This is a genomic window from Litorilituus lipolyticus (assembly GCF_006439335.1).
GTDB classification, from domain to species: domain Bacteria; phylum Pseudomonadota; class Gammaproteobacteria; order Enterobacterales; family Alteromonadaceae; genus Colwellia; species Colwellia lipolytica.
Genome location: NZ_SAWY01000020.1, coordinates 131,418 through 157,856, shown reverse-complemented (window position 1 = coordinate 157,856; position 26,439 = coordinate 131,418). Strand labels below are relative to the sequence as shown.

23 protein-coding genes are annotated in these 26,439 nt (G+C 39.2%); 13 read left to right on the top strand and 10 right to left on the bottom strand.

Annotation, left to right across the window (positions count from 1 at the left end; translation table 11 throughout):
• Positions 1-218: 218 nt before the first annotated feature.
• On the bottom strand, positions 219-980 hold the full coding sequence (locus EPA86_RS09990; protein WP_140603303.1) for a spermine/spermidine synthase domain-containing protein: 762 nt from the start codon (positions 978-980) through the stop codon (positions 219-221).
• Positions 981-1,016: 36 nt separating this feature from the next.
• Between EPA86_RS09990 and EPA86_RS09985 the strand changes: the two genes are divergently transcribed.
• The 5 genes from EPA86_RS09985 to dusC are packed head-to-tail and all read left to right on the top strand — an operon-like array spanning position 1,017 to position 4,519.
• Positions 1,017-1,916, top strand: coding sequence for a bifunctional GNAT family N-acetyltransferase/hotdog fold thioesterase (locus tag EPA86_RS09985; RefSeq protein ID WP_140603302.1), 900 nt, complete (start codon positions 1,017-1,019; stop codon positions 1,914-1,916).
• Between the two features lie 13 nt (positions 1,917-1,929).
• A complete protein-coding gene (locus tag EPA86_RS09980) occupies positions 1,930-2,436 on the top strand; it encodes a nuclear transport factor 2 family protein (protein ID WP_140603301.1) in 507 nt (168 codons plus the stop codon).
• Position 2,437: 1 nt separating this feature from the next.
• Positions 2,438-3,292 (top strand): NAD-dependent epimerase/dehydratase family protein, encoded by an 855-nt coding sequence (locus tag EPA86_RS09975; protein ID WP_140603300.1) that lies wholly within the window; start codon positions 2,438-2,440, stop codon positions 3,290-3,292.
• 58 nt (positions 3,293-3,350) lie between these two features.
• Positions 3,351-3,587: a hypothetical protein gene (locus EPA86_RS09970; RefSeq protein ID WP_140603299.1), complete on the top strand. Its 237-nt coding sequence runs from the start codon at positions 3,351-3,353 to the stop codon at positions 3,585-3,587.
• Positions 3,587-4,519, top strand: a complete 933-nt coding sequence (dusC, locus tag EPA86_RS09965; RefSeq protein WP_140603298.1) for a tRNA dihydrouridine(16) synthase DusC — start codon at positions 3,587-3,589, stop codon at positions 4,517-4,519. Before EPA86_RS09970 ends, dusC begins: the two co-directional genes overlap by 1 nt.
• 5 nt (positions 4,520-4,524) lie before the next feature.
• Here the strand turns inward: dusC and EPA86_RS09960 are convergent, their stop codons facing one another.
• Positions 4,525-4,914, bottom strand: coding sequence for a hypothetical protein (locus EPA86_RS09960; RefSeq protein ID WP_140603297.1), 390 nt, complete (start codon positions 4,912-4,914; stop codon positions 4,525-4,527).
• Positions 4,915-5,000: 86 nt separating this feature from the next.
• A complete protein-coding gene (locus tag EPA86_RS09955; protein WP_140603296.1) occupies positions 5,001-5,897 on the bottom strand; it encodes a LysR family transcriptional regulator in 897 nt (298 codons plus the stop codon).
• 190 nt (positions 5,898-6,087) lie between these two features.
• On the opposite strand from EPA86_RS09955, the gene hutH reads away from it, so the two are divergent.
• Positions 6,088-7,599, top strand: coding sequence for a histidine ammonia-lyase (hutH, locus tag EPA86_RS09950; RefSeq protein WP_140603295.1), 1,512 nt, complete (start codon positions 6,088-6,090; stop codon positions 7,597-7,599).
• A gap of 12 nt (positions 7,600-7,611) precedes the next feature.
• Complete coding sequence (locus EPA86_RS09945; RefSeq protein ID WP_140603294.1) at positions 7,612-9,615, top strand: urocanate hydratase; 2,004 nt, start codon at positions 7,612-7,614, stop codon at positions 9,613-9,615.
• A gap of 101 nt (positions 9,616-9,716) precedes the next feature.
• On the opposite strand, the gene hutC is transcribed toward EPA86_RS09945, so the two are convergent.
• Positions 9,717-10,445 (bottom strand): histidine utilization transcriptional repressor HutC, encoded by a 729-nt coding sequence (hutC, locus tag EPA86_RS09940; RefSeq protein WP_140603293.1) that lies wholly within the window; start codon positions 10,443-10,445, stop codon positions 9,717-9,719.
• Positions 10,446-10,587: 142 nt separating this feature from the next.
• Between hutC and hutI the strand changes: the two genes are divergently transcribed.
• Positions 10,588-11,823: an imidazolonepropionase gene (gene hutI / locus EPA86_RS09935; protein WP_140603292.1), complete on the top strand. Its 1,236-nt coding sequence runs from the start codon at positions 10,588-10,590 to the stop codon at positions 11,821-11,823.
• 15 nt (positions 11,824-11,838) lie between these two features.
• Here hutI and EPA86_RS09930 read toward each other — a convergent pair whose 3' ends face one another.
• The gene (locus EPA86_RS09930; RefSeq protein WP_140603291.1) at positions 11,839-12,552 is read right to left on the bottom strand and encodes a glycerophosphodiester phosphodiesterase; all 714 of its coding nucleotides are present in this window, start codon (positions 12,550-12,552) and stop codon (positions 11,839-11,841) included.
• Between the two features lie 107 nt (positions 12,553-12,659).
• Between EPA86_RS09930 and rluF the strand changes: the two genes are divergently transcribed.
• Positions 12,660-13,595 carry a 23S rRNA pseudouridine(2604) synthase RluF gene (gene rluF, locus EPA86_RS09925; RefSeq protein WP_140603290.1) on the top strand — a complete coding sequence of 312 codons (936 nt, stop codon included), beginning with the start codon at positions 12,660-12,662 and terminating at the stop codon, positions 13,593-13,595.
• 21 nt (positions 13,596-13,616) lie between these two features.
• On the opposite strand, the gene EPA86_RS09920 is transcribed toward rluF, so the two are convergent.
• Complete coding sequence (locus EPA86_RS09920) at positions 13,617-15,512, bottom strand: propionyl-CoA synthetase (RefSeq protein WP_140603289.1); 1,896 nt, start codon at positions 15,510-15,512, stop codon at positions 13,617-13,619.
• 204 nt (positions 15,513-15,716) lie between these two features.
• On the opposite strand from EPA86_RS09920, the gene EPA86_RS09915 reads away from it, so the two are divergent.
• Positions 15,717-17,987 (top strand): collagenase, encoded by a 2,271-nt coding sequence (locus tag EPA86_RS09915; RefSeq protein ID WP_140603288.1) that lies wholly within the window; start codon positions 15,717-15,719, stop codon positions 17,985-17,987.
• 110 nt (positions 17,988-18,097) lie between these two features.
• Here the strand turns inward: EPA86_RS09915 and EPA86_RS09910 are convergent, their stop codons facing one another.
• The 4 genes from EPA86_RS09910 to uvrA are packed head-to-tail and all read right to left on the bottom strand — an operon-like array spanning position 18,098 to position 23,125.
• Positions 18,098-19,036, bottom strand: coding sequence for a spermidine synthase (locus tag EPA86_RS09910; RefSeq protein ID WP_140603287.1), 939 nt, complete (start codon positions 19,034-19,036; stop codon positions 18,098-18,100).
• Entirely contained in the window at positions 19,029-19,688 is a 660-nt protein-coding gene (locus EPA86_RS09905; RefSeq protein ID WP_140603286.1) for a fused MFS/spermidine synthase, read from the bottom strand. Before EPA86_RS09905 ends, EPA86_RS09910 begins: the two co-directional genes overlap by 8 nt.
• A 42-nt stretch (positions 19,689-19,730) precedes the next feature.
• On the bottom strand, positions 19,731-20,270 hold the full coding sequence (locus EPA86_RS09900) for a GNAT family N-acetyltransferase (RefSeq protein WP_140603285.1): 540 nt from the start codon (positions 20,268-20,270) through the stop codon (positions 19,731-19,733).
• 29 nt (positions 20,271-20,299) lie between these two features.
• Complete coding sequence (gene uvrA, locus EPA86_RS09895) at positions 20,300-23,125, bottom strand: excinuclease ABC subunit UvrA (protein WP_140603284.1); 2,826 nt, start codon at positions 23,123-23,125, stop codon at positions 20,300-20,302.
• A gap of 143 nt (positions 23,126-23,268) precedes the next feature.
• On the opposite strand from uvrA, the gene EPA86_RS09890 reads away from it, so the two are divergent.
• The 3 genes from EPA86_RS09890 (at position 23,269) to EPA86_RS09880 (ending at position 26,439) form a co-directional block, all read left to right on the top strand.
• Positions 23,269-24,648, top strand: a complete 1,380-nt coding sequence (locus tag EPA86_RS09890) for an SLC13 family permease (protein WP_140603283.1) — start codon at positions 23,269-23,271, stop codon at positions 24,646-24,648.
• Positions 24,649-24,747: 99 nt separating this feature from the next.
• Positions 24,748-26,118 carry an MFS transporter gene (locus EPA86_RS09885; protein WP_140603282.1) on the top strand — a complete coding sequence of 457 codons (1,371 nt, stop codon included), beginning with the start codon at positions 24,748-24,750 and terminating at the stop codon, positions 26,116-26,118.
• Positions 26,119-26,223: 105 nt separating this feature from the next.
• Positions 26,224-26,439: a dodecin gene (locus EPA86_RS09880; RefSeq protein ID WP_140603281.1), complete on the top strand. Its 216-nt coding sequence runs from the start codon at positions 26,224-26,226 to the stop codon at positions 26,437-26,439.

The following is a 26,439-nucleotide window of genomic DNA, read 5'->3' as shown; positions in this document are numbered from 1 at the left end:
AAGTACAGCAAGAGTTAAATCTTAGACACACATATCAGTGAATGATCTAGTTACTACAGCTTAATTGCTGAATAACTAACGAAGTTACTATTAAGAAACCCTATCACTTTTTGTGGTAGGGTTTTTTTATGCTTATCGTTTTGGAGAAGACGATATGATAAGTACAGCAAGAGTTAAATCTTGGACACACATATAAGTAAATGACGTAGTTACTAAGTCTAACTAACCTGATTTCCATGAAACCAGAATTTTCGCCAACGTTTATACACTTTCTTAGGTAAATAACTTTGTTTATTCTTTTTAACTAAGCTATCAACTTGCCAATGAGCTGGGCATAAATGAATAACAATATTTAAATAATTAGGGATATGAAAATACACTAGCTGATGTTCAGGCAGTAATTGCTGGAGCACCGTAAGTGCTAAATTCACTTCATCATCACTGATGTCGGGTAAATTAATAGATGCGCAAGCGTATTTATGTATTTTACTGGTTATTTGCTCTAACTGCTCAATCGTGTTTGAAAAGGGTAATGAATCATCTTTATAAATATCACAAATGATCCAATCAAAAAATTCCTCATCCTGTGTTTTAAGCCACTGTAAACCATCACTATTAACAATATCTATCTTAGCATTTTCAGGGTTAAAGTATTGATTGAAACACTCGATAACCTTGGTGCTCATTTCAACACTGGTTAATGAAATGTCAGTTGACAGGTGAGTGAGGTAGCGATCTAAGTTACCACCACCTAGCCCAAGCTGTAGGATATGACTTGGTCGATAAAATAGTAGCGGGAGTAATAAGGCTGTTTGGTGAGGAAGTGTTAATTGCCAAGGCTTACGTTTATGCATAACACTTTGAACTACATTGCTGAAACTCATCCAGCGAAAATAGGCATTTTCACTGACAGATATTGCATCATCAGCTTGGCTTAAATACACTAGATGCCCTTGAGCAAGATGTTTTTCTAATTGCATTTAAATACCTTTCTATTAATAGAGTAAGAATAGCCAATGAATTGTTGTAGATCACCTAAAAACTCAGCTGAATTTACTAAATATTATCAATTAAGATGGAAAATGCTCCGCGAGCCGTGGCAGCAACCTGTTGGTTCAGAAAAAGATGATCTAGAAGAACAAAGCTATCACCGTATGATAATAAACAGTAAAGATGAAGTGTTAGCTGTAGGGCGATTAGAACGAAATGGTCAACATCAAGGTAAAATCCGCTACATGGCGGTCTCTGAAACTACGTCAGGTCAAGGCTTAGGGCGACAATTAGTTGTTGAACTAGAGGCATTGGCGCAGCAGTTGGGTATAACTCAAATTGTACTAGAAGCGAGAGAGAAAGCTGTTGGTTTTTATGAAAAGCTCGGCTATCTGCAAGTAAATAAATCTCATTTGTTATTTAATGAAATACAGCACTTTACTATGCAAAAGTCATTGTCTGCTCATGATAATCATCATGCTGAGCTAGTTAATGAATTACAAAATACATGGCATGATACAATCCCGATGAGTAAGGCAATGAATATTGAAATTAGCTATTACGATAAAGCTAAACTCATCACTCATTGCGATCCTGCATTTAATAAAAATCTTCATCAGACTATGTTTGCTGGCAGTATTTATACCTTAGCAACCTTAACGGGTTGGGGCTGGGTATATTTACAATTGAAGCAAGCTGAGCTGGAGGGTGATATTGTATTAGCCAATGCAGATATAAAATATCGAGCGCCTATTAAAGGTACAGCTCATTGCCAGTTAGACTTTGAGGAAGTTATTGGTGAGTTAACTTCTTTAAAAGAAGGTAAAAAGGCTAAAATGCAAGTTATGGCAAACTTATATAGTGGAGATAAAGTTGCTGCTACATTTCATGGTCAATTCGCTGTGCTCCCTAAAAAATCTTCATAACAAGGTAAAAATAATGAGAAATGTTATATGGCTAGTGGCTATGTTGTTGCTTAGTATTCCTGTAGTGACAAAGGCACATAGTGATAAACAAGCACAAATTCAAGTAAGTAACGTGCTGGATGGATTTCATAAAGCGGCTGCTATTGGCGATGGAGCAACTTATTTTAATTTGCTCTCTGATGATGCTGTTTTTTTAGGTACTGATGCGAGCGAGCGTTGGTCAAAAGATGAGTTTAAAAAGTATGCAATGCCAGCCTTTGCTGATGGTGAAGGTTGGTTGTATACCATGAAGGAGCGACATATTGAGTTTATTGCTCAAGGCAGTGTCGCAATATTTGATGAAATCGTTTACAACGAAAAGTATGGGCGTTGTCGAGGTACAGGTGTTTTAGAAAAAACCAAGCAAGGCTGGAAAATTAAACAATATAACTTAACTTTTACTGTACCAAATGGCGTAGCAACTCAAGTTATAAAGCAAATAAAGTTATATGAGCAGCAACCTATTACTAAAGAGCAATGAAATGACAGAAATTAATGCAGAGCATTCAACACAGTGTAGTGTAGGAATTATAGGTTGTGGTTGGTTAGGTAAGCCATTGGCGAAGCACTTACTCCAGCAAAATGGTTCAGTTATTGGCACGAGTAGCCAAATTAACAATGTAGAGTCACTAATAGCTGAAGGAATTCCCGCCCGTCAGTTGGTATTACCTGAGACAGCCGAAGTACTAAGTAGCAATGATGTTTTTAATCAACATACTTTGGTCATCGCAATAACCCCACAATTTAAGCGCCAAAGAACAGATTATGGTAGCAAAGTTGAACAAGTGGTTGCTGCTGCAAAGCTCAGAGGAAAAACACAACGCATTATCCTATTGAATTCATCGGCCATTTATAATGGTTTAACGGGTGAGGTTGACGAAAACACTGCACTTGATTTTAGTGCAGAAAAAGTTGAAATTCTGCAACAGGCAGAAAAATCTGTGTTGGGTTTTAGTGATAATTCAGTTACCTTGAGGTTGGCTGGGTTAGTGGGCCCAAATCGTCATCCTGGTACTTTCATTAAGCGTAGACAAGAGCGTGGTACTGTTCTGGCTGATGGCGACGCTAAAGTGAATTTAATTCATCAGCAAGATGCTATTGGGCTGATATTAGCATTAATGAGCCACTCAAATGCTTATGGTGTTTATAATGGTGTTTGTGCTATTCATCCGACTAAAAAAGAATACTATGGTGTAGCCGCCAAAGCGTTATCTTTACCTGCTCCTGAGTTTAAAGAAAGTGATAAGCCTGTTTCGACTCGTATTGTTACTGATAATCGCTCTGCAGCGGAGTTAAGCTATCAATATGTTTACCCAGACCTTATAGCTTGGTTATAATAGCGCGATACCTGCATAACTAGTGCATTAAGTTTCCCTGACTAATATGAGATCATTTTTGAAAGACTTTATTGCGCGTCACCAAACTAAATTATTATTTGTTACTTTGTGGCTGCATGTGAGTTTGCTCGATTTTCTCAACGTTACTCAAAGAGGCTCTTTGTTTTTATGGCAAGAAAGCAGTGAGATTAAAACACTGATCACTCATGTCATTATTGCTGTTGTTAGCATCCTATTTTACTTATTCATAAAAGCTGTTATTTCAAAGCTGACAGCGAATAAAAAGCCATCATAATGAGAGTTGTTTTAGCGCCGATGGAGGGGGTACTTGATCACCTCATGCGAGATTTACTCACCCAAGTTGGCGGTTATGATTTATGCGTTACCGAGTTTGTTCGTGTCGTTGATCAAGTCATTTCAGACAAAGGTTTTTACCGATTATGCCCTGAGCTAAAAGATGCTGGCGTGTACGGTTGCACCACAAAGGCGGGCACACCTGTACGTGTACAACTCTTAGGGCAAGAGCCAGATTACCTTGCAGAAAATGCTGTTAAAGCCATTGAATTAGGCTCGCAAGGCATAGATCTTAATTTTGGTTGTCCCGCTAAAACCGTCAATAAAAGTCGCGGTGGTGCAATTTTATTAAAAGATCCTGAAAACCTGTATCGAATAATCTCTGCGGTAAAAGCGGCGGTTCCTCATGATGCAATTGTTAGTGCTAAAATGCGTTTAGGTTATGAAGATAAAACTTTAGCAATAGAGAATGCACAAGCAATAGAGTCTGCTGGCGCCAATGAACTAACTATTCATGCGCGTACTAAGGTTGAAGGCTATAAGCCACCTGCTCATTGGCAGTGGATCGCAAAGATTAAAGAACAAGTTAACTTACCGATTATTGCTAATGGTGAAATTTGGGATTTAGCTGATGCTCAGCAATGTAGGGCAGTATCAAACTGTAGCGATATTATGGTAGGTCGTGGTGCCTTAGCTGTACCTAATTTGGCCAAAGTCATCAAGCAAGAAGGCACTAAAATGCCATGGCAAGATGTGCGGTTATTATTGGCTAAGTATACGGAATATGAAACCTACGGTGCAAAGAGTAAGTATTATCCAAATCGAATAAAACAGTGGCTTAAATACCTAAAATTACAATATGTTGAAGCTGATGAACTGTTTCAAGAAATTAGAACGTTAAAAACAGCAGAAGCTATTCAGGCTAGTTTATAAGTAAATCACGCGGTATTAACTTCATCAAAAATAACAGCATAATAACCCTCAGTAACACTACTTTTTAATTCAGTTCTTACTTCAAAGCGCTTCATCTTATTATGCTTAGTCATGATGTTTACGGTAATCACCACAAACTCATCCGCATTTAAGTCAATGGACTCCATTTCAATTTCCCATAGGTTTTCAACGACCTTTTGATATTGTGGATCGGGGTAGGCTTTTTGCCACCAATGCTCTTTGTCAGGAATTTCATCAAGTGTCCAACCGATGGCCTTAATAAAACTCTTATTCTGATACACTAACTTATGATTTAAGCTTTTATGAGTGTATTCAACCACTAAAACTGGTTGCGAGAAATCATCGAAATGTTGAGTTGAACTAGGATCAAGCAAGTAAGCCTCACTTCACTGTGACTTGTTATTGTTAAGTTTATGGTAAAATTTTAATAAAACAATACATAAAATATTCATACGGTACTTTATTCACCATGACAGCGTTTAATTTCTTCAATCAGGGCGTTTGCTAAAGGCGACATTGCGTTAGTTTTTGAGGAAATAAGCATCACAGGGATTTGATAGGAGTACTTATCGGGTAAAATTGGTTTAAATACGCCTTTATCTACCCAGTAACTGGCATAGTGTTCAGGCAAGTACCCGATAAATTCACCCGATAAAATCAAATGAGCTATGCCTTCATCATGATAGGCTGTGGCACTGTTTTGATAATTTAACCCGTCATTTCGTACTTCTTTATCTCGCATATAGTTACTGGTGATCACCTCGGCTGACTCAAGTAATTTAGTCACTTGCGATGGTTTACAGTCAAATAATTTATGACCTTTTGCACAGTACAGGAAGTTAGTTTCATTATGCAGCGGATAATAATCTAGCCCTCGAAGGTGGTGACGACTGACCCCTAAACCCACTAATGAACGACCATTGGCCACAGAAGTTTCTACCTCGCGCGCTTCGCAAACATTGATATCAAACTGAATATTTTCCCCTTTTGCTTTTAACGCTGAAATTACCAGAGGAACACCGCAACGAGGATCACTGACAAAAGTATCGATGGTAGCAATGGTTACTCGACCTGAAAGTTCATTTTTGGAGCTTGCAACTGTACTGGCAAAGGCTTCACATTGTTGTAATAACTCAAGGGAAGCTTGATAAGTTACTCGACCTGATTCGGTGATTTCAAAGCCACTTCTACCACGTTTACACAGCGTTAAGCCCAAACGAACTTCTAAATCTGATAAATGAGAACTGATGGTAGAACGACCAATGTTTAATCGTGATTCGGCTGCTGATAAGCCGCCACATTCCACTATGGCGACAAATATTCGCAATAAGCGTAAATCAACGTCATGAACTTGCATTTGTTAACCCTCTGAGTGTTGTCATGATCTTTTTCACCTAAAAATTTAAGTTCGATAAATTCGGAATGAATTACGATTATTATGCATTCATAAAACATCCCTAACAAGATAAAATAAATGTATTAATAGCATTTAGCACTATGCTTTAGTGCAGTGTTACATCAAACAGAAAATATTTAGGAGCATTGAAATGACGTTTAAGTATGGTATCGACCGTCTAGACCTTGATATTGTTAACGGTATTGCGAACGGTAGTATCGAAGCAGAACTTTGCCAAGAAGCATTGAATAATATAAAAGTTAGCAGAGAGCGCGTTGAGAAAATGGCAGCTTCTGATAAGGCAGTTTACGGTATAAATACTGGTTTCGGTCCTTTATGTGATACGCAAATTACCCCTGAAGAAACTAACTTATTACAGAAAAACTTACTGATTACTCATGCAGTTGGAGTTGGTGAACCTATTGCGAAAGCAATCTCTAAGTTAATGTTAATTACTAAAGTACATGCTTTAAGCCAAGGTTTTTCAGGTATTCGATTAGAAACCGTTGAGCGCATGTTGGCTTTTCTAGAACTGGATTTAATTCCTGTCGTGCCTGAGCAAGGCTCAGTAGGTGCCTCGGGGGATTTAGCACCACTTTCACATTTATTTTTACCATTACTCGGTGAAGGTGAATTCTGGGATAAAAAAGAAGAAGGTAAAACAATACCTGCCGCTGAGTTACTTGCAGAGCATGGTTTAGCGCCAATGGAATTACACGCTAAAGAAGGTTTAGCGTTAATTAATGGTACGCAGTTTATTTTATCTCATGCCATTACTGGTTTAACTAAAATGCGTTATTTATTAGATCTCGCAGATTTAACCGGTGCAATGAGTATTGAAGGCATGCAGGGCAGTGAATCACCATTTAGAGAGGAGTTGCACGCAACACGCCCATTCCCAGGTAATGTTGAAGTCGCTGCGCGTATGAGAAGCTTCTTTAAAGGGTCACAAAATATGGCAGATCATGAAGAGTGTGATCGTGTACAAGATCCATATTCTTTACGCTGTATTCCGCAAGTTCACGGTGCATCTAGAAATGCTTACAATCATTTAAAAGAGTTGGCAGAGATTGAGATGAATTCGGTAACTGATAACCCTATTGTTATCAGCTCAGAAGAAGCTATTTCAGGAGGTAGTTTCCATGGTCAGCCGCTTGCTATGGTACTTGACTACACATCAATTGCTGCTGCAGAGTTAGGTAATATTTCAGACAGACGTTGTTATTTATTGCTTGAAGGCTTACATGGTTTACCGCGCTTGTTAACCTCTTCAGGTGGTTTAAATTCGGGTATGATGATCCCACAATATGCAACAGCCGCTTTGGTTACTGAAAATAAGTCACTGTGTTTCCCACCTTCTGCCGATAGTGTTCCAACGTCGATGGGTCAAGAAGATCATGTTTCTATGGGGAGTATCTCAGGTAGAAAGCTAAATCAAATTTTAGGTAACTTAGAAAAAATACTTGCGATTGAGTTGATGTATGCGGCTCAAGCTGTAGATTTTAGACGCCCCAACAAATGTTCAGATATTATTGAACTGAACCATCAAGTGATTAGGGAAAAAGTTGCCAAGCTTGAAGAAGATAGATTATTAAAGCCTGATATTGATGCCATTATTGCTTTAGTTAAATCTCAAGCATTTACCGTTAGCGTAGAAAGATAATAAGGAGTTACCATGAATAGCTTTGTAGAAATAATCAAACAAGGTATCCCAAATGAATTGCCTGAAGCGAAACCTTATCCAGAAAATGCTAACCGTGCGCCTAAGCGTAAAGATATTCTGAGTGTTGATGAAAAGCAATTAGCGGTAAGAAATGCCTTACGCTATTTTCCAAAAGAATGGCATGAAGAGTTAGCAAAAGAGTTCGCTCAAGAGCTTAAAGATTTTGGTCGTATTTACATGTACCGCTTTAAGCCTAACTATGACATGAAAGCACGCTCTGTAACTGATTATCCAGCAAAATGTCAGCAAGCTGCAGCAATTATGTTGATGGTTGATAACAACCTAGATCCAGCTGTTGCACAACACCCAGAAGAGCTAATTACCTATGGTGGTAACGGTGCTGTGTTCCAAAACTGGGCTCAATACTTACTTGCTATGAAGTACTTAAGTGAAATGGAAAGTGATCAAACCTTGCATATCTACTCTGGTCATCCGATGGGATTATTCCCTTCAAGTGAAGATGCGCCACGCGTTGTTGTGACAAACGGTATGATGATCCCTAACTACTCTCAGCCTGATGACTGGGAAAAATTTAATGCCTTGGGTGTTACTCAGTACGGTCAAATGACTGCGGGGTCATTTATGTACATTGGCCCGCAAGGCATCGTACACGGAACAACCATTACTGTGATGAATGCATTTCGTAAAGTGCTAAACAAGGGAGAAAGCCCTCAAGGTAAAATTTTCCTTACTGCTGGTTTAGGCGGCATGAGCGGCGCTCAACCAAAAGCAGGTAATATTGCTAATTGCATTACCGTATGTGCTGAAGTAAATGCTAATGCTGCGGTTAAGCGTCATCAGCAAGGCTGGGTAGATGAATTAATTGATAACATGGATGAGCTAATCATTCGTGTTAAAGCAGCGCAAGCAAATGAAGAAGTCGTTTCTATTGCATTTATAGGTAACATTGTAGATGTGTGGGAAACCTTTTATGAGCAAAATATCTATGTTCATTTAGGATCAGACCAAACTTCACTTCACAACCCTTGGTCAGGCGGTTATTACCCAGTAGATATTAGCTATGAAGAATCAAACCGTTTGATTCGTGAAGAGCCAGAACTCTTTAAAACTAAAGTACAGTCGACATTGAAGCGCCACGCTGAAGCAGTAAATAAACACACAGCACGTGGTACTTACTTTTTCGACTACGGTAATGCTTTCCTACTTGAAGCATCGCGTGCAGGTGGTGATGTAATGGCAGAAAATGGTATAGACTTTAAATACCCATCATACGTACAAGATATTTTAGGCCCTATGTGCTTTGACTATGGCTTTGGTCCATTTCGTTGGGTATGTGCTTCAGGAAACCCTGATGATTTAGACAAAACTGATGCGATTGCTGCGCGTGTAATGAAAGAAATCATGGCTGAGTCGCCTGAAGAGATTCAGCAGCAAATGCAAGATAACATCACTTGGATTGAAGATGCGAAGCAAAATAAATTAGTTGTTGGCTCACAAGCACGTATTCTTTACGCTGATGCCCAAGGTCGTATGGAAATTGCTAAAGCCTTTAACGATGCCATTGAAGCTGGCGAAATTGGCCCAGTGGTCTTAGGGCGTGATCATCATGATGTTTCAGGTACGGATTCACCGTTTAGAGAAACATCAAACATATATGATGGTAGCCGTTTTACAGCAGATATGGCTATTCATAACGTCATTGGAGATAGTTTCCGTGGAGCTACGTGGGTTTCTATCCATAATGGTGGTGGTGTAGGTTGGGGTGAGGTGACTAACGGCGGTTTTGGTATGTTGCTTGATGGCTCTATTGCAGCTGAACGTCGATTGAAATCAATGCTGTTATTTGATGTAAACAACGGTATTGCTCGTCGTAGTTGGGCACGTAACGAAGAGGCAAACTTTGCCATTAAACGAGAGATGGCGCGTACACCTAAACTTAAGGTTACCTTAGCTAATTTAGTGGAAGATGATATTTTAAATAAATTATCGTTCTAGCACAGTTATACCAAAGCAATAACCATTAAAGAAGCGCTATGCTAACTTAAAAGTTGGCTTAGCGCTTTTTTATTGAATGATGCTAACTGCTAAGAATTAGCTTAAAAAACTAAATGGCTACCTAAGCGATACTTACTACCAGGCGATGTCAAAATAGCTAAGCTGACAATGCCCTGTTTTGACCATGTACGGCGTTTTACTTGTAAACAAGGCGCTGTGGTTTCTATATCAAGAAGCTGGCAAATATCTTCTGTGGCTAATATAGCTTCAACTTCATGGGTAGCTTCTGTTAGCGGTGCAACAGAGGAGAGATACTCGTGTGGTGTTATCTCAGTGAATGTTTGCAATAAGTAATCTGGTACTAATGCAGCATTAACATAACGTTGCTCTAACTGAATAGGTTGGTTGTTCTCAAAATGCAAAACTTGTGAAAAGTAGACATGCTCTTTGTTTTTTAAGTTCAGTAATATAGCTACTTCTTCAGAGACAGACACTGCCTTTAGCATAAGTTGCTTGGCTTTGTGTAGGTGGCCACGCTCACTAATCTCATCACTAATATTGCGGATTTCAAGTAAAGAAGATTGAGATTTAAACGTGGCTACGAAGGTACCAGCTCCTTGAGAACGCACTAAAATCCCTTGTTCTGTTAGCTCTTGTAAAGCACGTCTGGCCGTCATGCGACTCACATTAAATTGTAAAGTGAGTTCATTTTCAGAAGGTACTTTACTGTGTTGAGGCCAATTACCTGATTCGATATTTTCACAAATATACTGTTTTATAATGGTATATTTAGCGGGTTTGTTATTTTTATTTGATGCGATCGCAGTCATAAATAAAGCTTAGTGATTATGAACTTGTCTTTACAATCTCATATTTTTAACCAGAGCGCAATGGTTGTATATACAAGCTTGATTGTTTACTTTTGCTCAGGTAGAGTTACCGATATAAACATAGCAATGTAAAAGATACCTTATGACAACTCAATCCCAGCATTGGCAGACCCTTTGGGTAAACGTAAACATAGCAACCATGACCGAAGGTGGCAATGGTTATGGTGAAATTAAAGCGGGCGCATTAGCAATAAGTGATAACAAAATCGTCTGGTTAGGTAAACAAAGTGACTTGCCTGACTATGATAGTGATGTGGTAGATGTTATCGATGGTCAGGGAAAATGGTTAACCCCTGGCTTAATTGATTGTCATACCCATATAATCTTTGGTGGCAATCGCGCTAATGAGTTTGAAATGCGCTTACAGGGTAAAAGTTACCAAGAAATAGCAGAAGCCGGTGGTGGTATTGTTTCTACTGTGAAAGCGACTCGAGCCGCCAGTGAAGATGAATTATTTCAAAGTGCGCTTACTCGTTTAACAGCATTGCATCAACAAGGTGTCACTACCGTTGAAGTTAAGTCTGGCTATGGCTTGGATGTTGATACTGAAATTAAAATGCTGAAAGTGGCAGGTAGATTAGCTGAGAGCTTGCCTGTTACGGTTAAGCGTACTTTTTTGGGAGCTCATGCTTTACCTGTTGAATATAAAGGAAACCCTGATGGCTATTTAGATTTGGTGTGCGAGCAAATGATGCCACAAATCGCTGAGCAATCATTAGCAGATACGGTTGATGTTTTTTGCGAGAATATTGGTTTTAATCTCACCCAAACCGAGCGTGTTTTTGCTAGTGCTAAAAAACATGGTCTAGCCATGAAGGTGCATGCTGAACAATTATCTGATTTAGGTGGTACAAAGCTGGCAGCTCAATATAATGCACTGTCATCAGATCATGTTGAGTTTTTATCTGAGGATGGGGTGAAAGCAATGAAAGCTGCAGATATGACTGCAGTACTTTTACCTGGCGCTTTTTACTTTTTAAGAGAAACACAGCTGCCGCCGATTGCAGCGTTGAGAGAGCAAGGTGTTCCTATGGCGATTGCTACGGATGCCAATCCTGGATCTTCTCCCATTTGTTCATTGCAACTTATGTTAAATATGGCATGTACTTTATTTAGATTAACCCCAGCAGAAGCATTAGCAGGTGTTACTTGTCATGGCGCTAAAGCATTAGGGGTAAGTGAAAGTAAAGGACAGTTAGCTGTGGGTTATGATGCCGATATTGCTTTATGGAATATTAGCCAGCCTGCTGAACTTTGCTATCAATTTGGCGTTAACCCATTAATGGCGTTATACCAAAATGGTAAAAAGGCTATTTAGGTTGAATTCTAGGCATTAGCTATCTGAGTTATTAATAAGATGTGCAATATGGCTTTTACTTCGTGTTGGGTAGTTTGAAAAAATGCCATCAACGCCCAGCGCCTTCATTGCGCTAATGTCTTCAGTTTCATCCACAGTGTAAACAAAAACCTTTAACCCTCGATTGTGAGCATCTTCAACAAAATGCTCACTGATAAAATCTACATCTAAGTGTACTGAATATGCTGACAACTTTTCAGCAAACTTTGCGTATTCAAGTGGATAGCATGAGGTGAGTGCACCAATAGTAAACTCTGGCCTTGTTCGGTGAATTAACGCTAATAAGCGGTGATTAAAAGAAGATAACAAAATGTGCTCTTGCTTGAATTTCATGTTCGCTATCGCGTTGTCTAAATACTCAAAGAGCAGTTTGATATCCTTAATGCCCTTTAATTCAATATTTACTAGGCATTTTTTTGCTGTTAACGCGAGCACTTCATCTAAGGTCGGTATGACTTCGCCATGACCTGCATCAAGGGCGCGTAACTGTTCAAAACTGTAGTGTTTTAGTTGTCCATTGCCCGATGTGGTTCGTTTTAACCATCGATCATGAATAACGACCAGTTTATCTTCAACCTGATGAACATCTATTTCTATACCATCTACATTGGCATCAAGGGCACTGCGAATTGCGCGTAATGTATTTTCCGGTTCAATACCGCTAGCACCGCGGTGGGCAAAAATTAACATAGTGATCAGACTAAGTTCGCTATATTCATGGTTAATTTTTAGTATAATACGAAATAATTAGAAAGTACCTTACTAACTTACCCGCTACTATAAGAACACCAATTGCCATGACCGATGCTAAACGACTAAATAAATATATCAGTGAATCAGGATTTTGCTCACGTCGTGGCGCCGATAAATTAATTGAAGAGAATAGAGTTACTATAAATGATAAGCATCCTGAACTTGGGACTAAAGTGATGCCAGGCGATGTTGTGAAAGTTGATGGTAAAGCTATTTTTGCCAGTAAAGAAGATAAATCTGATCGAATTTATATAGCCTATAACAAGCCAATTGGCATTACCTGTACTACAGAGCGGCATGTTAAAGGCAATATTATTGATGCTATTGGTCATAAAGAAAGAATCTTTCCTATTGGACGATTAGATAAGCCATCAGAAGGGCTGATCTTTTTAACCAGTGATGGCGATATTGTAAATAAGATTTTGCGTGCTGAAAATGCCCATGATAAAGAGTACATAGTTACAGTTGATAAGCCTATTAGTGAGCGATTTATTGAGCGTATGTCGCGCGGTGTGCCTATTCTTGGCACTATCACTAAGCCTTGCATTGTTAGAGTAAAAAGTCGTTTTGTCTTTACCATTATTTTAACGCAAGGGTTAAATCGTCAAATTCGTCGTATGTGTGAGTATTTAGGTTATGAAGTCACTAAGCTAAAACGCTCTCGCATTATGAAAGTAGAACTAGGTAAATTAAAGCCAGGTCAGTGGCGCGATTTAACTGAAAAAGAAATGACTGAGATTAATGAAGCGGTTGCTCATTCAACAAAAACAGCGAGTGACGGTGCGCAAAAACAAACAAAAGCTAAAGAAAGCATAGAGAAAAAGCAAACAGACACAAATTCACAAAGAGCAAAAACAATTAAAAGCGATAAAAACTCAGCGAGTAAATACCAAGTTGATAATAAAAAAGCTATAAAAAAAAGGGCTACTGATCAGAAGAAAGTATCAGCAACCCGCAAAAAATTGTCATTAAAAAAATGACTTAACTATTAGCTTTCAAAACTAAGCCATAACCTTATTTTGCTTAAACTTGGCTGAAAGCTCTTTGATAACTTCAGGATCATCAATGGTCGAAGGAATTTCAACTTGCTGACCATCAATCATTTGCCGTAAGGTTTTTCTTAGTATCTTACCCGAACGTGTTTTTGGCAGGCGTTCAATAATTAATAAATCTTTCAATGAGGCGATTGCACCAATATCATTACGAATTTTCTGCTTTAATTCACCCGATAGTTCATTATCAGAGGCTTCAATGCCATTTTTTATGACTACAAGACCTAGCGGTACTTGCCCTTTGAGTTCACATTGAATGCCAACGACAGCACACTCTGCTACCGCGCTATGTTCAGAAAGTACTTCTTCCATTTCACCCGTTGATAAGCGATGGCCTGCCACATTAATGACATCATCGGTTCTACCCATAATGAACAGATAGCCTTCTTCATCGATATAACCGCCGTCACCCGTAATGTAATAGCCTGGGTAGGTATTTAAGTAGCCAGAGTGGAAGCGATCAACATCATTATAAATAGTAGCTAAGCAACCTGGAGGCATAGGTAATTTAATGGCGACAGTGCCTTGCTGTTCTGCGGGCACTTGCTTACCGTGAGCATCAAGTATTTGCACATCAAAGCCTGTTACAGGAAATCCTGCAGAACCTGCTTTGGTTTTTAATGGCGTAAAGTCATCACCTTCAGCTTGTAAAGGTGTTGTTGCTATTGCCCAACCCGTTTCGGTTTGCCACCAATGGTCAATAACAGGCAAGTTAGTTTTTTCTTGTAGCCAATAATAAGTTGCTGGGTCGAGACGCTCACCAGCTAAATATAATCGTTTTAACGAAGATAGATCATACTCTTGAATTAAGCTGCCATTTGGGTCTTCTTTTGCAATAGCTCTAAATGCAGTCGGCGCACTAAATAAAGCATTGACATTATATTCAGCACAAACACGCCAAAACGCACCAGCATCAGGTGTTTTTATTGGTTTTCCTTCGTATAAAATAGTGCTGCAACCTGCCATAAGAGGTCCATACACAATATATGAGTGACCTACGACCCAACCTACATCAGAAGCTGCCCAGAAGGTATCACCCGTTCTCATACCGTAAATGTTCTTCATACTGTAAAGCATAGCGACGGCATGGCCACCATTATCACGTACTACACCTTTAGGTTTGCCTGTAGTACCTGAGGTGTACAAAATATATAAAGGATCCGTTGATTTTACCGAGACAGGTTCAACTTCACTGGCTGTGCTCATTAATTCCTGCCAGGCGTAATCTCTATTGGCTGTTAATTCGGCTGACACTTGCGGTCGCTGAAAAATAACACAGCTACTTGGTTTATGCTCAGCAACTTCTATTGCTTGATCTAATAGCGGTTTATAGGGAATAACTTTGTTAATTTCAATACCACAACTTGCACTAACAACGACAGTAGGTTTAGCGTCATCAATACGTACCGCTAGCTCATTTGCAGCGAAACCGCCAAATACAACCGAATGAACTGCACCTAATCTCGCACAGGCTAACATGGCAATAGCCGCCTGAGGGATCATAGGCATATAAATTAGCACTCTATCGCCCTTGCTAACATTTTGTGATTGTAAAACTCCCGCAAATTTAGCCACTTCAGTTTTAAGTTGTGCGTAAGTGTATTTAATTTTTTGCTCAGTTACCGGAGAATCGTATATCAAGGCAGTTTCATCACCTCTGCCTTGCTCAATATGATAATCCAGAGCAAGGTAGCTTGTATTAAGCTCACCATCGGCAAACCAATCATGCCAACCAATGTCATTTGTCGACAATATGTTTTGGGGCTGTTTATACCAAGAAACAAGTTTTGCTTGCTCTCTCCAATGCTCTATATTCGATTCTGTGGTGATTTCTTGTGTGCTCATGAGTATATCGCTGTCGTTATTATACAATTAACCTACTGTAGATCTGTCGACAAAATTTAGCCATTAGACTTTTGGCTAGTGTTGCATTCTTCCTTATATACCCAAAGGCTTTAACTATATCTTGTTTAAATATTTCACTCTTAGTTTATTTTGGTATATTGTGTTTTGCATTCAATATAACAAAATTACAATAAGAGGGTTGTGATGGATTTTAAGTTAACAAAAATAAGCCTTGCACTAGCAAGCTCTTTCCTACTTTTTGGTTGTGGAGGTTCGAGCAGTGATGAACCAGAAGTAGAAAAAACACCGGTAGTTGTTCAGCCTGTTGAAACCGCAGAGCTATTAGAGCTAGATCAAGCCATTGAGCATGTCAACATAACAGAAGGCACTATGTACTATGTCGATGTACCTGAAGATAGTGCAACCTTAACGGTAAGTATGGCTGTAGGGCTTGCCAATGAGAGCTTAGGCGACCCTGATATTTATGTGCGTTTTGCAGAAAAGCCAACAGCGGGTGAAGCAGGTAATTTCGATTGTATTTCTTATAATGGCGCTGATTGGAGCGAAGTTTGTGTTATTGACCAACCACAGGCGGGAAGGTATTACGTTTTAGTTGATGCTGCTGGAGCTGTGAACGATGGAACACTTTGGGCATCAACAAGTCTATTCTCAAATGCAAAAACTTGTGAAGTGCCAGTAAATATTCGCGCTCAAGATTTAACTGATGATGAATTAACACAAGCATGTGATGTATTGGCTGAAACGAAAGTAAGGTTCGATGAGGTACTAAATTCGGGTGTTGCCCCTGAATTTCAAACGCCTGTCCCTAATGATTTAAATGAATTTACTGATATTAATATCTTCGCAAACTTAACCAACCATAAAGCTTGGATGGGCTATTTGTTTGATAGTAATAATGAGTCGGGAATTTATTATGAGACAGCGCCAACTGAGTTTTATCATAGCTCTATTGTAAATACTTTTAATGGCTTGGAATGGTCAGGCGGTCGTCACATTATTCGCTCATTAGATCATGAGTATATCCATGCTTTAGATGGTCGATATAACAAAGAAGGTGGCTATAAAAGAGATATGGGCTGGTGGTCAGAAGGCCTAGCTGAATATTTGGGCACATATTATAACGAGCCATATCAACGTTTTGAAACATCTGTTTCAGGTGATACTCGATATACCTTGGCTGAGATTTTTGATCAACATAATAATAATGGCACACCAAGTCCGTATTCATGGGGGCAGTTAGCCGTTGCATTCTTAATAGAAAAACATCCAAGTGATGTTACGACAATGCTATCTCATATGCGTGCAGGTGAGTGGGATGAGTTTAATGCGTTATTAACAACATTTACTGAAAATTATGAAACCGAATTTGTTGACTATTATACTAATGATGTTCGCGCACAATTTGAAGGCAGTGCAAAGCCACTTGCTTTAGGTGAGTTTAAAAAAGTGGAAGGCCGTGGTGGTTGGGTATACTCTGTAGAAGTGCCAGAAGGCGTATCTGATATCACTATTGCAACATCAGGTGGCTCAGGTAATGTTGCTTTAATGGTTAATAAAGATACTGTACCGCATTGGTCATATGCAGACCCTATTGAGTGCGATACTTATTCAGAAGGGAATGCTGGTAATGAGGAAAGTTGTAGCTTTACTGATGTTCGTGCTGGTACTTATTATGCTGTAATAGACAGCAGCTACTCAGGTACTGATATCGTTGATATGTATATTACAGCCTGTTCAGGAAGTGACTGTTCAGTTGAGTTACCTGAGCCTGTTACTTTAAAAGAAATTACTACGCCAGAATTACCTGTGTCAGTACCGTTACCTGATCCTGGTACTATAGGTACGTGTGATTTAGCGACTGCCTACTATGATAGAACGACTATTACAGCAGAAGGCTTTAGTGTAACTAACCCAACAGATGTACCAGTTAATCTTTATTGGATTAATACTAACGGCTCTCCGAGTTTTGGTACTAACTATGCAACCTTAGTTTCAGGTGAAAGCTATACAGCAGACTATTGGGCACAGGGCGACCGCCTGATGATTACTGATGAAAATCAGAACTGTTTAGGCGTAGCTGTTTTAAATAGCGAAGATAATGAGTACACCATCTCAGATGAACTCGTTGCCGATGTTATTGAATTACCTGCGCCAGAGATTGGAAGTTGTGATTTACTTGAGCCATATACTCGTACAAGCAATTCAGCAGCAGGATTTAGTGTAACGAACATGACTGATACTGCGGTTACACTTCATTGGGTTGATAATGCAACTGGCCAAATGAGCCTTGGAAGTGACTATGGCACATTAAATAATGGTGAGTCGTACAGTGCTGATTACTGGGTTGAAGGTGATCGCATGGCATTAGTAGACAGTGCGCAGCAATGTTTAGGTGTACTCGATTTAGGTGCAACCAATAATGGCTTTGTTATTGATTCGTCACTTTTTGAGTAAACAACTTAGTTATTTGAATTAATTATTTAATTTAATTATAAATGAATAATAAAGGCCCATCAGTTTAAAGCTGATGGGCCTTTTTATGTTTGGTATTTTCTTAATTGGCTCTATTTCATGTTAAGTAAGTTAGCTGGTGCAAATTGATCTGTTAAAACAGGTGTATTTCTAGGCCAGTCTTCTGCATTTTTTGTAGAGCTCATGCTTTCTACTAAAAGCTGTATATCGACACCAAATTGTTTTAGCGGCTTTTCTAGCGCTTTAACATTAGCCTTTGTTATTGCACTAATATCAGCGTTATGCACATTATGCTGAGGGTTCATTGCTAGAATGACACGGTTACTATTTTTTAAATTTCTGACTTGATAAAAGTCGCCGAAAACATCTTTATAAGTGGCTGACTCGTAATCGTAAAGCTTGCTCACTGAAAAAGTATTGGCTGTTAACACACCTTGGGGTGTTAGTAAGTTTTTAATTTCTTCTAGAAATTCTTTTGTCATTAAGTGTTCAGGGATGTAGTCACCGTTAAAAGCATCAAGAATAATCCAATCGTATTGTTGCTTTTTTAATAAGGCACGCTTAACAAATACCCGACCATCTTGACTAATGGCTTTGATGTGGTCATTTTCAAAAAATTTAAAGTACTCTCGGGCAACTTTAATAACGCTGTTATCAATTTCAATATTATCAATTTGGCTATCTGGTAGTAATTGATGCAAGGTGTTAGACATTGTGCCACCACCTAGGCCAATAATAAGTATTTTTTCAGGGTTTGGGTTGATGAGTAAACTTGATAACAGCAACTTTGTATAATTAAAGTAGAGCCTTTCTGGTTGGCTTTTTAAAAAGCAACTTTGCTGTGTTTTACTGCTTTTTACGTTAAATTTTAAGCAACGTAAATCGCCCTTATCTTCAATTAAAATATTACGATAAAGCGAACGCTCTTTATGCACCACTTTAGCACTCACTGGCTGAGAGAGGAGCGAAATTAATAGTAAAAAACCTAGGGTAGTTATCAGGGTGAAATTAAATGTGTTATGACTAAACATCGCAAGTACTCTTTGTTGCGGTTGAAAGACTGTTGAGTGATATTTTGTCGACGACTACGGCTAATAGTCCTAAAGAACCAAGGATTAAGCTGAAGCTGACAATTATGGTGTTAATTTCAAACCACATAACGAAGTAGAATGAGGTAATGATGGTACCTAAGGCACTACCTAGGGTAGAAACAAAGTATAGTTTGCCTGCTACTTGACCACTTTCGTTGGAGTTGGTGACTAATAATCTAACAGAGTAGGGAGATAACATACCTAAAATTACGGTAGGAATGAAAAACAAGACCGTAGAGGCTAATAACGAACCGTAACGCGAATCTTCAATGGTTAAAAATATTGCTTCCATTAACCATTGGCTTGAAGTAACCACAGGTAAAATGGTGATGCTTGCCAGTATAAAAATAAAACCGTAGCGAGTTAATGATGCTGATTTGGTTGAGAGCTTACCACCTAACAAGTAGCCTAAAGATAAACTCAACATAAACACTGTAATGATACTGCCCCAAATATGAACACTAGAGCCAAAGAAGGGCGCTAAAATTCTACCTGCGAGTAGTTCAATGCCCATGATGGAAAAGCCACTCGTAAAGGCGAGGCAGTAGATAAAAAGGTGTAAAGGAGTAAACGGTTTGTTTGAAGCTGGCATAGGTTTTTTATTTATTGTTATAAACTAGACCAGCACTGTAAATTATTTTGTCGGCATTTGGTAGTAAACTGCATCCAAATCGCCAAGTGGATCTTGATGAAGTTCTTTCTTAAGGAACGTCATCCCTATTTTTTTCATGATATTTATTGAGCCCACATTTTCTTCTAAGGCAATGGCTGACACATAATCAATATCAGTTTGCTCAACGAGTGCATCTTTTATTGCCTGAGCAGCTTCAGTGGCATAGCCTTTACCCCAAGCTTTTTTGAAAAAGCGCCAGCCAAGTTCTATATCTTTATATTTAGGCTCATCACTGAAGAAATCCATTGGTCTAACTAAAACCCAACCTAGGTACTCCTGGCTAATTTTGTCACATACTTGCCATAACCCCCAACCTTGTTCAGGGTTGGTATATTTGGCCATACGCGGTAGAAAGATGGTATTAATATCGTCCATGGTATTAATTTTTCCACCGCTGATATATTTCATTACCTCAGGGTCTTGATCAAGCTGCCATAATATTTCACCATCATTTTGATCCATTAGCCGATAGCTGAGTCGTTCAGAGTTCATCACTTTCATTGTTAATCCTTAATAATGTTAACTCTTTATTATGTTAGTAATGGCTTTAAAAAATGCGCCGTATGTGAAGTTTTATGTTCTACCACTTGCTCTGGCGTACCTGTCACTAGTATTTCACCACCGCCTGAGCCCCCTTCTGGGCCTAAATCGACAATCCAGTCGGCAGTTTTAATCACATCAAGGTTATGCTCAATAACCACAATGGTATTACCGTGGTCACGTAAACGATGAATAACCTGCAATAACTGCTTAATATCATGAAAGTGAAGACCTGTAGTAGGCTCATCTAATATATACAAGGTTTTACCGGTATCACGTTTAGAGAGCTCTTTTGAAAGCTTAACTCGTTGCGCTTCACCACCAGAGAGTGTAGTGGCCGATTGCCCTAATTTAATATAACTTAAACCTACATCCATCAGGGTTTGAAGTTTACGTTTTACCGCAGGAATGGCATTAAAGAATTCAAAAGCATCTTCAATGGTCATATCGAGTACTTCATGAATATTCTTGCCTTTGTAAAGCACTTCTAAGGTTTCACGGTTATATCGTTTACTCTTACAAACATCACAAGGTACATAGACGTCAGGTAAAAAGTGCATTTCTACTTTAATTAATCCGTCACCTTGGCAGGCTTCACAGCGACCGCCTTTAACATTAAAGCTAAAGCGACCTGGTTTATAACCACGTGAGCGAGCTTCTTGGGTGGCAGAAAATATTTCACGAATAGCGGTGAATATACCAGTGTAAGTTGCTGGGTTTGAACGTGGCGTTCTACCTATCGGGCTTTGGTCAATATCAATAACTTTATCAAGCTTATCTAAGCCCTTAATTTCTTTATAAGGCGCAGGCTCTTGCGTGGTAGCTCCATTTAACTCAATATGCGCCAACTTATACAAAGTATCGTTAATTAAGGTTGATTTACCTGAACCAGAGACACCAGTTATACAGGTCATTAAACCATTAGGTATGGTAAGGTTAACATTCTTTAAGTTGTTACCCGTGGCGCCTATTAACTCGACAATATTGTCTTTATCAAAAGGATGTCTAGCACTTGGGATCTCGATCATTTCCTTACCAGATAGGTATTTTCCGGTCAGTGAGTCCTCACAAGCTAATATCTCATCAACCTTACCTTGAGCAATTATATTACCCCCATGCACACCCGCACCTGGGCCAATATCAATAACAAAGTCAGCTGCTCTAATGGCATCTTCATCATGTTCAACCACAATAACAGTATTACCTAAATCTCTTAGATGAATTAAGGTGTTAAGTAAACGCTCGTTATCACGTTGATGTAAGCCAATAGAAGGCTCATCTAGTACATACATTACGCCAACTAAACCTGCGCCTATTTGACTTGCTAAGCGAATGCGTTGTGCTTCACCGCCTGATAAAGTATCGGCACTACGCGATAGGTTTAAGTAATTTAAGCCAACATTTACTAAAAATCCTAAGCGATCGTTTATTTCTTTTAATATCTTTTCTGCAATTTGTCCTTTTTGACCAGTAAGGTGTAAATCTTTGAAAAAGGCTAAGGCATCAGCAATGGCAAACTCAGAAACTACCGGTAAGGGTGTATCGGCAATGAAAACGTTACGTGCTTCAAGACGTAAACGACTGCCGTTACAATCTGGACAATGTTGACTGTTCAGGTATTTAGCCAGTTCTTCGCGCACCGCATTAGATTCGGTTTCTTTATAGCGGCGTTGCATATTATTTAAAATACCTTCAAAAGGGTGTTTACGAAAAACAACATCACCTCTATCGTTCATGTATTTAAATTCTATTTCTTGTTTGCCACTACCATAAAGTACGACTTTTTGCGCTTCTTTAGGCAGGCTATTAAAAGGTTTATCTACTTCAAAGTTATAATGTTCAGCCAATGCTTGTAACATTTGAAAATAGTAAAAATTTCGTTTGTCCCAACCGCGGATCGCGCCACCAGCAAGACTAAGCTCTTCATTGGCGATGACACGCTTGCTATCAAAGAACTGCTCTATACCTAATCCATCACAGGTTTGACAAGCACCTGCTGGGTTATTGAATGAAAAAAGGCGGGGCTCAAGTTCTTGCATGCTGTAACCACAATGTGGGCAGGCAAAGTTAGCAGAGAAAATTAATTCATCTTGATCAGGTTTATCCATAAAGGCAACTTTGGCAGTGCCAGAAGTTAAGCCAAGGGCTGTTTCAAAAGATTCTGCTAAACGGAGTTGAATATCGTCGCGTACTTTCAGTCGATCAACGACTACTTCAATAGTGTGTTTTTTATGAAGTTCTAAAGTTGGTGGATCAGATAAATCACATACTTCGCCATCAATTCTAGCTCTGATAAAACCTTGGGCGGCTAGGTTATCGAGAAGTTTTACATGCTCACCTTTACGGTTTTGTAAAACGGGCGCCAGTAACATTACCTTAGTGCCTTCTTCTAGTTCTAGCACCTTATCAACCATTTGAGAAATGGTTTGCGCAGCTAATGGCGTGTTATGTTCTGGACAGCGTGGTTCACCAACGCGCGCATAGAGCAAACGTAAGTAATCATAAATTTCGGTGATGGTTCCCACTGTAGAGCGTGGGTTATGAGACGTTGATTTTTGCTCAATAGATATTGCAGGTGACAAACCTTCAATGTGATCGACATCGGGCTTTTCCATTAGAGATAAAAACTGACGTGCATAAGCTGATAGTGATTCAACATAACGACGTTGACCTTCAGCATATAAGGTATCAAAGGCAAGAGATGATTTACCTGAACCAGAAAGTCCTGTAATCACGACTAATTTGTCACGTGGAATTTCTAAATTGATGTTTTTCAGGTTGTGGGTACGAGCGCCCCTAACTTCAATACTTTTCATTTTTATCTATTTATCTAGCGGTAAAATATCAGCCGATTATTATGACACACCAACATACGCAAGGGAATTAATTGTCAGTAGCTTAGTTAAACTAATAATGATATTTTCTCTGCTAGTTTATCCATCGATATTAATAATAAAAAATGATAATAAAAAGAAAACACTTCATTGTTCTTGGGCCTTTGCTAGCGCTAGCTTTTTACTTTTTCTTAGGCAGTATAGCTGTTGCGGAAAAACCAGCGATTGCTGCTGCCATTACCTTACTAACCGTTATTTGGTGGGTGAGTGAGGCCTTACCAATTCCCGCTACTTCGTTAGTCCCTTTTGCATTGTTGCCTTTGTTTGGCATATTAGACCATAAAGCGGTTGCTGCCTCATTGGGCAGTCATGTGATATTGCTGTTGATGGGGGCTTTTATGTTGTCTAAGTCTCTGGAAAAAAGTGGTGCTCATGAAAGGCTAGCGGTTTATATGATTCGTATTGTTGGCATTTCAAGTGGTAGGCGTCTAGTACTAGGCTTTATGTTAGCGGCTGGTTTTTTAAGTATGTGGATTTCCAATACGGCAACTACCTTGATAATGCTCCCTATGGCGTTAGCTATTTTAGCGCATGTTGATAATAGAAACCTTAAAGTGGCGTTGATTTTAGGTATTGCTTACGCGGCCAGTGTTGGCGGTATAGGTACTTTAATTGGTACGCCGCCTAATGTTATTTTTGCTGGCATTTATGAAGAGCATACAGGGCAGGAGTTTGGCTTTCTTGCTTGGATGAAAATTGGTGTGCCTGTAGTACTGATTTCTTTGCCTATTATGGCTTTTTGGCTGACGAGAAAGGTTAAATTAGAACAGGATTTGGTGTTACCTAAACTTGGTGCTTGGCGCACAGAAGAAAAACGTACACTTTTGGTCTTTGGTTTAACCGCTTTGGCTTGGATAACGCGTAGCGAGCCTTTTGGTGGTTGGAGTGGTTTGTTAGGGGTGAAAGGTGTCGGTGACAGTACCGTTGCTTTGTTTGCGGTAGTGCTAATGTTTATGATCCCTAACGGTAAAAAAGAGGGGCGTTTGCTCGATTGGGATACCGCTAAAACAATTCCTTGGGGGATGTTATTATTGTTTGCTGGCGGTATTGCTATTGCCAAAGGTTTTAGTGCCTCTGGTTTAAGTACTATTTTGGGGAATTGGTTGACGTCATTATCAAGTTTTCCACCGGTTCTGATGATGGTAGCTATTTGCTTATTTGTCACCTACTTAACAGAAATCACCAGTAATACAGCAACCGCGACGCTATTGATGCCAATATTAGCTGTTGCGGCGATTTCCTCTGGTGTTGATCCCGCTGTTTTTATGATACCTGCGGCAATGGCTGCTAGTTGTGCCTTTATGTTGCCTGTTGCTACTGCACCTAATGCTATTGCGTTTGGTACTGGCGAAGTGTCAATAAAGAATATGGTTATTGAAGGCGCGTTACTTAGCTTCGTTGTTTCGTCTATAGTTGCGATGGTTTGTTATTTTATTCTCATATGATTTGATTCAAATCACAGGAATATTTTGGCTACTGCTGCTAGCGTGATAAACTACGGCGATTCAAATTTCCCGCTAGTTAAGAATTAGGTAAAAATCTTCATGAGTGTTTCAGGTTTAAACCGTATTGAGAAAAAAGCTGCTTTTTCTCTTGCCAGTGTATTTGGCGTACGTATGTTAGGTTTGTTTATGATCTTGCCGGTGTTTGCCATTTATGGTGAGCAGTTAGTGGGTTATAGCCCTATTTGGTTAGGTTTAGCTATTGGCGCATACGGATTAACGCAAGCATTATTGCAAATACCTATGGGGATTTTATCGGATAAGTTTGGCAGAAAGCCGGTAATACTTGCTGGGTTATTAGTATTTTTAATTGGTAGCATTGTCGCTGCCATGTCTGAAACTATCTATGGCGTTGTTCTTGGTCGAGCAATTCAAGGTATGGGCGCTATTGCGAGTGCAGTTCTAGCTTTAGCGGCTGATTTAAGTCGAGAAGAACAACGACCTAAAGTCATGGCGACTATCGGTATGTTTATTGGTTTATCATTCACTTTTGCTATGATCTTAGGGCCCATTGTCGCTGAATCTTTTGGGTTAAGTGGTTTGTTTTGGTTTACTGGCTTGTTGACTATCATTGCCATGTTTATGATAAAGTTTATGGTGCCTTATTCAGTCAACAAAGCGCCGCGTGGTGATAATGTTGCTTTACCTGAACAAATATCAACCTTAATTCGCCACCCTCAATTATCTCGTTTAAATTGGGGCGTCTTTATTTTGCATATGGCCTTAACGGCCTGCTTTGTAACACTTCCTAAGCAATTTGTTGAAAGTGGTTTAGCCCTAGAAAGTCACTGGCAAATTTATTTACCTACTTTACTGGGCTCATTCTTTCTAATGGTGCCATTTATGATTATTGCCATTAAAAAGCAAAAAGAAAAAGCCATGTTTAGCGCAGCAGTTACTTTGTTTGCCTTGTCGCTATTTTTACTGTGGCTTTTACCTATGGGCTTAGGCAGCTTAATTTTCTCTATTGTGTTGTTTTTTACCGCCTTTAATTATCTTGAAGCAACGATGCCCTCGATTTTATCCCGCATTGCGCCAGCTGGCGTAAAAGGAAGTGTTATGGGAATATATTCAAGTAGCCAGTTTTTAGGGGCATTTGTTGGCGGGATTATTGGTGGATTTATTGCAAGCCAATATGGTGAACAGATGATTTTCTTAGCTATGGCGTTAGCAAGTGTTATTTGGTTGTTACTTACTTTTGGCATGCAACAATTGAAAAAATCAAAAAGCTTTAGCTTTGCAACCACAATTACCTGCGAAGAGAAAGCTGATGAAATTGCTGAGCAACTGATTAATATGCCGGGTGTAATTGAGGCGACTTTAGTTCACACCGAAGCTGTAGCTTATTTAAAAGTTGATGATAAAACGGTTAATTTAGCTGAAATTAAAGCGCTGTTACAAAGTCAAACCTAATCGTAAAAGCCTGTTTCATTGGAAATATCATATTTCTGCCCATTGGAACATTCCTCATATGTCTACTACTGTTAAGCATAGTTATTATGCTTAACGGGGTAGCACATGTCAGATCACCATAGTTACAAGAAAATTGAAATCGTTGGTTCTTCCAAACACTCTATTGAAGAAGCTATTGAAAATGCCTTAGCTCAATGTAGTAAATCAATTAACCATATGGATTGGTTTGAGGTTGTGGAAACTCGCGGCCATATTGTTGATGGAAAAGTGGGTCATTACCAAGTAACCATTAAAGTGGGTTTTAGAATTGAAAATAGTTAG

Coding starts and splice junctions, on each gene's coding strand:
- EPA86_RS09990 (WP_140603303.1), bottom strand. CDS start 980: ATGCAATTAGAAAAACATCTTGCTCAAGGGCATCTAGTGTATTTAAGC.
- EPA86_RS09985 (WP_140603302.1), top strand. CDS start 1,017: ATGAATTGTTGTAGATCACCTAAAAACTCAGCTGAATTTACTAAATAT.
- EPA86_RS09980 (WP_140603301.1), top strand. CDS start 1,930: ATGAGAAATGTTATATGGCTAGTGGCTATGTTGTTGCTTAGTATTCCT.
- EPA86_RS09975 (WP_140603300.1), top strand. CDS start 2,438: ATGACAGAAATTAATGCAGAGCATTCAACACAGTGTAGTGTAGGAATT.
- dusC (WP_140603298.1), top strand. CDS start 3,587: ATGAGAGTTGTTTTAGCGCCGATGGAGGGGGTACTTGATCACCTCATG.
- EPA86_RS09955 (WP_140603296.1), bottom strand. CDS start 5,897: ATGCAAGTTCATGACGTTGATTTACGCTTATTGCGAATATTTGTCGCC.
- hutH (WP_140603295.1), top strand. CDS start 6,088: ATGACGTTTAAGTATGGTATCGACCGTCTAGACCTTGATATTGTTAAC.
- EPA86_RS09945 (WP_140603294.1), top strand. CDS start 7,612: ATGAATAGCTTTGTAGAAATAATCAAACAAGGTATCCCAAATGAATTG.
- hutC (WP_140603293.1), bottom strand. CDS start 10,445: ATGACTGCGATCGCATCAAATAAAAATAACAAACCCGCTAAATATACC.
- hutI (WP_140603292.1), top strand. CDS start 10,588: ATGACAACTCAATCCCAGCATTGGCAGACCCTTTGGGTAAACGTAAAC.
- EPA86_RS09930 (WP_140603291.1), bottom strand. CDS start 12,552: ATGTTAATTTTTGCCCACCGCGGTGCTAGCGGTATTGAACCGGAAAAT.
- rluF (WP_140603290.1), top strand. CDS start 12,660: ATGACCGATGCTAAACGACTAAATAAATATATCAGTGAATCAGGATTT.
- EPA86_RS09920 (WP_140603289.1), bottom strand. CDS start 15,512: ATGAGCACACAAGAAATCACCACAGAATCGAATATAGAGCATTGGAGA.
- EPA86_RS09915 (WP_140603288.1), top strand. CDS start 15,717: ATGGATTTTAAGTTAACAAAAATAAGCCTTGCACTAGCAAGCTCTTTC.
- EPA86_RS09910 (WP_140603287.1), bottom strand. CDS start 19,036: ATGTTTAGTCATAACACATTTAATTTCACCCTGATAACTACCCTAGGT.
- EPA86_RS09905 (WP_140603286.1), bottom strand. CDS start 19,688: ATGCCAGCTTCAAACAAACCGTTTACTCCTTTACACCTTTTTATCTAC.
- EPA86_RS09900 (WP_140603285.1), bottom strand. CDS start 20,270: ATGAAAGTGATGAACTCTGAACGACTCAGCTATCGGCTAATGGATCAA.
- uvrA (WP_140603284.1), bottom strand. CDS start 23,125: ATGAAAAGTATTGAAGTTAGGGGCGCTCGTACCCACAACCTGAAAAAC.
- EPA86_RS09890 (WP_140603283.1), top strand. CDS start 23,269: ATGATAATAAAAAGAAAACACTTCATTGTTCTTGGGCCTTTGCTAGCG.
- EPA86_RS09885 (WP_140603282.1), top strand. CDS start 24,748: ATGAGTGTTTCAGGTTTAAACCGTATTGAGAAAAAAGCTGCTTTTTCT.
- EPA86_RS09880 (WP_140603281.1), top strand. CDS start 26,224: ATGTCAGATCACCATAGTTACAAGAAAATTGAAATCGTTGGTTCTTCC.